General features: G+C 46.4%; 5 protein-coding genes, 1 tRNA gene and 1 pseudogene. 1 reads left to right on the top strand and 6 read right to left on the bottom strand.

Features of this window, described 5'->3' with window-relative positions:
* Positions 1–350, bottom strand: a pseudogene (locus AC9UEY_RS05385) (transcription-repair coupling factor); the annotation flags it as partial.
* Positions 351–468: 118 nt separating this feature from the next.
* Between AC9UEY_RS05385 and ppc the strand changes: the two are divergent.
* Positions 469–3,177: a phosphoenolpyruvate carboxylase gene (gene ppc, locus AC9UEY_RS05380; protein ID WP_509538822.1), complete on the top strand. Its 2,709-nt coding sequence runs from the start codon at positions 469–471 to the stop codon at positions 3,175–3,177.
* Position 3,178: 1 nt separating this feature from the next.
* On the opposite strand, the gene pth is transcribed toward ppc, so the two are convergent.
* The 5 genes from pth to AC9UEY_RS05355 form a co-directional block, all read right to left on the bottom strand.
* The gene (gene pth / locus AC9UEY_RS05375) at positions 3,179–3,748 is read right to left on the bottom strand and encodes an aminoacyl-tRNA hydrolase (protein WP_509538819.1); all 570 of its coding nucleotides are present in this window, start codon (positions 3,746–3,748) and stop codon (positions 3,179–3,181) included.
* 18 nt (positions 3,749–3,766) lie between these two features.
* Complete coding sequence (locus tag AC9UEY_RS05370; RefSeq protein ID WP_509538817.1) at positions 3,767–4,384, bottom strand: 50S ribosomal protein L25/general stress protein Ctc; 618 nt, start codon at positions 4,382–4,384, stop codon at positions 3,767–3,769.
* Positions 4,385–4,546: 162 nt separating this feature from the next.
* A complete protein-coding gene (locus tag AC9UEY_RS05365) occupies positions 4,547–5,527 on the bottom strand; it encodes a ribose-phosphate diphosphokinase (protein WP_509538814.1) in 981 nt (326 codons plus the stop codon).
* Positions 5,528–5,531: 4 nt separating this feature from the next.
* Positions 5,532–6,950, bottom strand: coding sequence for a bifunctional UDP-N-acetylglucosamine diphosphorylase/glucosamine-1-phosphate N-acetyltransferase GlmU (glmU, locus tag AC9UEY_RS05360; protein ID WP_509538811.1), 1,419 nt, complete (start codon positions 6,948–6,950; stop codon positions 5,532–5,534).
* Positions 6,951–6,966: 16 nt separating this feature from the next.
* Positions 6,967–7,041 (bottom strand) — tRNA-Gln (locus AC9UEY_RS05355).
* Between the last annotated feature and the right edge of the window lie 2 nt (positions 7,042–7,043).

Here is a 7,043-nt window from a genome sequence, read left to right as displayed (position 1 = left end):
AGGTTGCTGATAATTCTATGAATTGCTCCGCGGACAGGTGTTACAACAATTGGATTGATTGAATGCTTGTTTTGTAATGCGTAGAGAGTTTGGATTCTCTTTGCAACGGTGTCACTGCGTGGACTTAATCGCTCATGCGGCAATGTTTCCCATGCTGGAAACTCCAATACATCGTCATAGAGCTCACGTAATTCATTGACAAGATCTTCACTGCTACGACTTGAACTAGTGACAACTAATAACGGATGTGATGATGCGCGTGCGGCAAGTAAGAATGGATACATCGATTGCGGTGCCACGATATGAGATGCATCGGGTGCAATTGGTAGGACAGGAATAAGTCCGCGCATGCGTGCCTCCAATGCCTTAAGGCCCCATTTCCTTTTGGAGGGGGGTCCAAATGGAGGGGCTTGATGTGCCAAGTGTAATTTGTTTTGAGCACACCCCAATACCTGAGAGGATTGCCCAATGAGCCAGAGCCCAATCGCTGCAGATGAGGCAGGTTTACGTAGCGATGTGCGCCGCCTTGGTGATCTATTAGGTCAAACACTTGTGCGTCAAGAAGGTCCCGAACTTTTAGCGTTAGTAGAAGAGGTTCGAAAGTCTGTTCGCGAAGGAAATGGCGCTGAGATTCTTGCAAAACTTTCAGTTGAAGACTCTGTTCAGTTAGTGCGTGCATTTAGTACATATTTCCACTTAGCAAATGTTGCAGAGCAAGTGCACCGTGCTCGTGTTTTAGCTGATGCACGTGCCACCGGTGGTTCATGGCTTGCTCGCGCAGTTGATCGCATTGAAGTTGCCCTAAAGTCCCAAACGCCTGGACATGAATTAACCAAAGAAGATATTGAAAATTGGGTCGGTGCAATGTCGGTACGCCCAGTCTTTACTGCCCACCCAACTGAAGCCGCACGACGTTCGGTATTAAACAAACTAGGAAGCATTGCAGAATTACTAGATGACCCACGTAATCCTTCACAGCAAGCTCGTTTGGCAGAGACAATTGATTTATTGTGGCAAACAGATGAGCTTCGTTTAGGACGACCAGAACCTTTGGATGAAGCCCTTAACGCTTTGTATTACCTCGATGATCTATTCACCCAAACTGTTCCTGAAGTTCTCAATGATTTTGCACAAGAAATGAAGCGCATCGATGTTGAGGTTCCGATCACCGCTCGCCCACTATCTTTTGGTAATTGGATCGGCGGAGATCGAGATGGAAACCCAAATATCACAGCGCAGGTGACGACAGATGCCATGGTGCTACAGGTTGGGCATGCAATTCGTGTAACTATCGCCGCAATGAATGACTTGCGTCAGATGCTTTCCGTTTCAACAAAGATTGTTGGAGCAACACCTGAACTGACTGCATCTGTTCAAAAGGATCTCACTAACATTCCAGAATTTGAACCACGATTTTTGCGCCTTAACACTGAAGAGCCATATCGCTTAAAGGCAACAGCAATCGTGCATCGTTTGGCAGCTACGCGTGATCGCCATGCAAAAGGTGCAGCACATGTGCCAAATCGCGATTACGCAAACACAGCCGAACTACTCGCAGATCTAGTGTTGATGCGTGATTCACTCATGGCAAACCGCGGTGAATTAATTGCTACAGGCTTACTTGAGCGCACTATCCGCACTGTTGCGACATTTGGAATTACACACGCAACGATGGATGTTCGCGAGCATTCAGATGCTCACCACAATGTATTAAACCAAATCATTGGTGTTGATGGATATCTAGCTAAGTCCCACGATGAAAAGTTTGAACTATTAACAAAAGCACTTGCAGACACAACGATTTGTGACACATCAAAGTTGGACGCATTAGGCAAGAAAACACTAGATACCTTTATCGCAATTAAAGATTTAGTGGATCGATTCGGACCAGAAGCCATTGAAACCTACATTGTCTCGATGACTAAGGGCGCGGATGATTTAGTAGCAGCTGTTGTACTTGCTCAGCATGCTGGCCTTGTTTCACTCAAAGATAAGAAGGCAATTATTGGTTTTGCGCCTTTGCTTGAAACAGTTGCCGAACTACGAGCTGCGGGACAAATACTTGAAAAGCTATTGAGTAATCCTGCCTACCGCGCAGTGGTTTCTTTGCGCGGTGATGTGCAAGAGGTAATGCTTGGATACTCAGATTCTAATAAGGATGCAGGTATTGCAACTAGTCAGTGGGAGATCCACCGTGCTCAGCGTTCACTGCGAGATGTTGCAATGAAGTACGGCGTCAAGCTTTGCTTATTCCACGGTCGTGGTGGTTCTGTGGGTCGCGGTGGCGGACCAACATATGAAGCGTTGATCGCATTGCCATGGGGATCAGTTGATGGTCATATAAAGATGACAGAGCAAGGCGAAGTAATAAGTGACAAGTACGCACTGCCTTCACTTGCTCGCGAAAATGTTGAGTTAACTTTGGCCGCATCATTAGAAGCAACTGTTTTAAATCGTGGTCCACGACAAACTCCTGCAGAGTTAAAGTCCTGGGGCGATTGCATGCAGTTGCTCAGTGATGCATCATTTAAGCAATACCGATCATTGATTGATCAACCAGATTTACCTGCTTACTTCTATGCATCTACACCGGTTGAACAGCTGGGAGATATGTTCTTGGGCTCACGTCCATCACGTCGCCCCGATGCTGCAAGTGGTCTTGATTCACTTCGTGCGATTCCTTGGGTATTTGGCTGGACTCAATCACGCCAAATTGTGCCTGGTTGGTTTGGCGTGGGATCGGGACTTAAAGCAGCGCGCGAGGCAGGTCATTCAGATCTATTGGCTCACATGCTTAAAGAATGGCACTTCTTCACAACTTTTATTAGCAACGTTGAAATGACACTTGCAAAGACAGATTTAGTTCTTGCAAAGCGTTATGTAGAAACACTTGTCCCTGCAGAACTCCATCACTTCTTGGATGAAATCCAAGCAGAATTTGTGTTAACTGTCGAAGAGATCTTGAAACTTACACACAAGAAGGCTTTGCTTGGTGATCAAGAAATTTTGGCAAGAACATTGCAGGTCCGTGATGCTTATCTTTCACCAATACATTTATTGCAAATCAATTTATTAAAGCGAGTTCGCGATGCGGGTGATTCTGCAGATCCAGTGCTGCGCCGTGCTCTATTGCTAACTATTAACGGTGTTGCTGCAGGCCTTCGCAATACTGGCTGATTTAACTATTGAATGTCGACTGGGTTACTTCTAAGCCTTTTGTAATTAGGGATTCCACAACATCTGCGCCACGATCAATGAAATCACCTAATTCTTTTTGTTCAACTTTTGAAAATGCTTTCAACACAAAATCTGCTGGATCTTGCTCACCCATGGGTCGGCCAATACCTAAACGAACACGGTAGTAATCAGGCCCATCAAATGCTGATGTCATTGATTTCAAACCATTGTGGCCATTGTCCCCGCCAGCAAATTTGGTACGAATAGCAGCAAAAGGAATATCGAGTTCATCATGTAAAGCAATTATGTTTGCAGTTTCTACCGAATAGAAATTAGCTAGTGCCTTAATTGGTCCGCCAGTTTCATTCATATAGCTCTTTGATTTAGCAAGAATTATTGAATGTGTGCCAGCATCTAATTTATAGGCGGCAATATCAGTGCGGGATTTGTGTGATGAAAACTTGATTGAATGGCGACTTGCTAACTCATCAATGACCATCTGGCCGATGTTATGACGTGTGGCAGCGTATTGATCTCCTGGATTACCCAGACCCACTACCAACCACGTCATAACAACAAAGCCTAAGGGTTAAGCGTCCTTCTTCTCGGCATCTGCAGCAGGTGCTTCAGCATCTGTTGCCACTGGTGCTACTACTTCTTCTACAACTGCAGTCGACTTCTCAGATAGGTGAACAACGATTGTCTTTGGATCAGATTCGAGTTCAACGCCTGCTGGAAGTACAACATCTGATGCGTACTTTGAAGAACCTGCGGTAAGACCTTGAATGTCCACTTCTAGGAAGCTTGGGATAGATGAGGCGTCAACACGTACTTCAATTGTGTTGTGTACGTGCTCAAGGATTCCATCACGATCGTGCTCACCAACTGTGTGAACAGGAACTGAAACAACAACCTTCTCGCCACGACGAACTAACACTAGGTCAACGTGCTCAAGGATCTGCTTGAGGAAATCGCGAACGATTACCTTTGGAAGAGTTAACTCATTCTTGCCATCAATTGTGATGTCCAAAAGAACGTTTGACTGCTTGAGAGCAACGCCAAGTTCCTTTGCAGGAAGAGTGATGTGTAGAGGCTTTTCTCCGTGACCGTAGATAACAGCAGGAACTAAACCATCGCGACGTGCACGACGTGATGCGCCCTTACCAAATTCTGTACGAGTGGTTCCGACGATCTTTACTTCTGCCATTTTTTAAACCCTTTACTCCTAGTAGTCCCAGTTCTTCGGTGCGTACACAAAGTTCCAGCAGGAGAAAAATCCCTTACCCGTCGATCACGGAAAGCTATTCGCTACCCTCGCCGGAACAGGTCGAACAGTATCTTTTAGACAAGCAATGAAGCAAATTGAGGCTTAGGAATGACCATCAAACAGGCTTGTAACTGATCCATCCTCAAAGACCTCACGGATTGCGCGGCCCAGAAGCGGAGCAATTGAGAGCACGGTCAAATTGTCGAATTTTTGATCCTCTGTAATTGGCAGAGTATTTGTGATGACAACTTCAGAGGCACGGCAGTTCTTCAAGCGATCAACTGCAGGACCGCTAAATACGGCGTGAGTTGCCGCAATGATTACATCTGCAGCACCTGCATCAAATAACGCATCTACTGCCTTTGTAATAGTTCCGGCTGTGTCGATCATGTCATCAATAACTACACATGTCTGTCCAACAACATCACCAACAACGCGGCCTACTATGGATTCATTAGGAACGCGTGGGTCACGAGTCTTGTGAATAAATGCGATTGGGCATCCGCCAAGAAGATCTGACCAACGCTCTGCAACACGAACACGTCCTGAGTCAGGAGAAACAATTGTTAAGCGTGTGCGATCAACCTTGCTGCCAACATAATTTGCAAGCATTGGGAGAGCGAACAAGTGATCAACGGGACCATCAAAGAATCCTTGAATCTGTGAAGTATGTAGATCAACAGCCATCAAACGATCGGCACCTGCGGTTTTGAAAAGATCGGCTATCAAACGAGCTGTGATTGGTTCGCGTCCGCGGCTCTTCTTATCTTGACGTGCGTAACCATAGAAAGGTGTAACCACTGTGATGCGTTTTGCAGATGCACGCTTTAACGCATCAATCATGATCAACTGCTCCATGATCTGCTTGTTAACTGGATCTGTGTGGCTTTGAATTACGAATGCATCGCAACCTCGAACTGATTCTTCGAAGCGAACAAAAATTTCACCGTTTGCAAAATCATATGCAGACATTGGTGTTAAAGGAATGCCAAGCTCGGCAGCTACTTCATCAGCTAGTTCGGGAAATCCGCGGCCTGCAAATAGGCGCAATCTTTTTTCAGAAGATAAACGGATCTCGCTCATATATCTAGCCCTTCTTATTGCGTGCTTCGGCGGCTTGGGCGGATTTACTTCCTGGGCGCTTGCGCAGTACCCAATCTAATACATTTCTTTGCTTTGCTCTGCCAACACCAATTGCTCCAGCCGGAACATCTTCTGTAATAACTGATCCAGCAGCCGTATAAGCACCATCTCCGATTGAGACCGGTGCCACAAGCATTGTGTCGCTGCCAATGCGGACCTGATCACCCACTGTGGTGTGATGCTTTTCAACGCCGTCGTAATTAACAAAGATCGTTGCTGCGCCAATATTGCTGCCCACACCGATTGTTGCATCGCCAACATATGACAGATGCGGAATCTTTGAACCTGTACCAACGGTTGCATTCTTCATTTCAACAAATGCGCCAGCCTTAGTTGAATCACCGAGCTGTGTTCCTGCTCGCAAATAAGTAAATGGACCCACTGTGGCACCTTCACCGATCACGGTTTGGATAGCGATTGATTCAAGAACCTGTGCGCCCTCTTTAACAACGCAATCGGTCAGGGTGGTGCGAGGTCCAATAACAGCCCCTGTTGCAACCTTTGTGGAGCCAAGGAGTGCGGTGCCAGGGTGCAGAGTTACATCATTTGAAAGTTCAACAGTTGCATCAATCCAGGTAGTTGTTGGATCAACGATTGTGACGCCTGCGCGCATCCATTGATCATTAATACGATCTCTAAGCATTGCGGCACTTTCAGCCAACTGCACGCGATCATTGACGCCAAGTGTTTCAGTGAAATCATCAATCATGATTGCAGCAATTGATTCACCCGCTGACTTTAAGATTCCGATGACATCGGTTAAATACAATTCACCTTGTGCATTTGCCGTTGTTAACTTGCCAATTGAGGCAGCAAGCTTTTCGCCATCAAAGGCATACACACCACTGTTAATTTCATAGATGAATTTTTCATCATCTGTTGCATCTTTTTCTTCAACGATGCGCAGTAGCTCATCACTATCGTCTCGAATAATGCGGCCATAACCAGTTGGTTCTGGATGCTCTGCAGTTAGTACTGATGCGGCGAATTTTCCAGATGTGTGGGCTTCTACAAACTGCGCCAATGAATCACCAGATAGCAGTGGTGTATCGCCAGCTAAAACTAGGACTGTTCCTTTAGGTGCTTTGCCTGCGAGCGCTAACTGGGCAGCATGGCCCGTGCCACCACGGTGTTCCTGAAAAACAGTTGTTGCCTTTGGCGAAATCTCTGCGATGTGCGCTTCGACTGCTTCCCGACCTGAACCAACAACGATTCGAAGTTCAGTTGGATGTAGGTGATTAACTGCGTGGAGAACATGTCCAAGTAGCGAACGTCCTGCAACGCTGTGTAGAACCTTAGGAGTTGCCGACTTCATACGTGTGCCTTCGCCTGCGGCTAGGACGATCACGGTTTGTACGGTCACAACTGAAGTCTATCGGTGGCTCCGCCACCAGGTATCGATCCTGGACCCTGGGCTTCAAAGGCCCATGTGCTAGCCACTACACAATGGCGGAAC

It is taken from the genome of Candidatus Planktophila sp., assembly GCF_040402275.1.
Taxonomy (GTDB): Bacteria; Actinomycetota; Actinomycetes; order Nanopelagicales; family Nanopelagicaceae; genus Planktophila.
The sequence above is the reverse complement of the archived record's forward strand: the minus strand, read 5'-3'. Positions and strand labels throughout refer to the sequence as shown.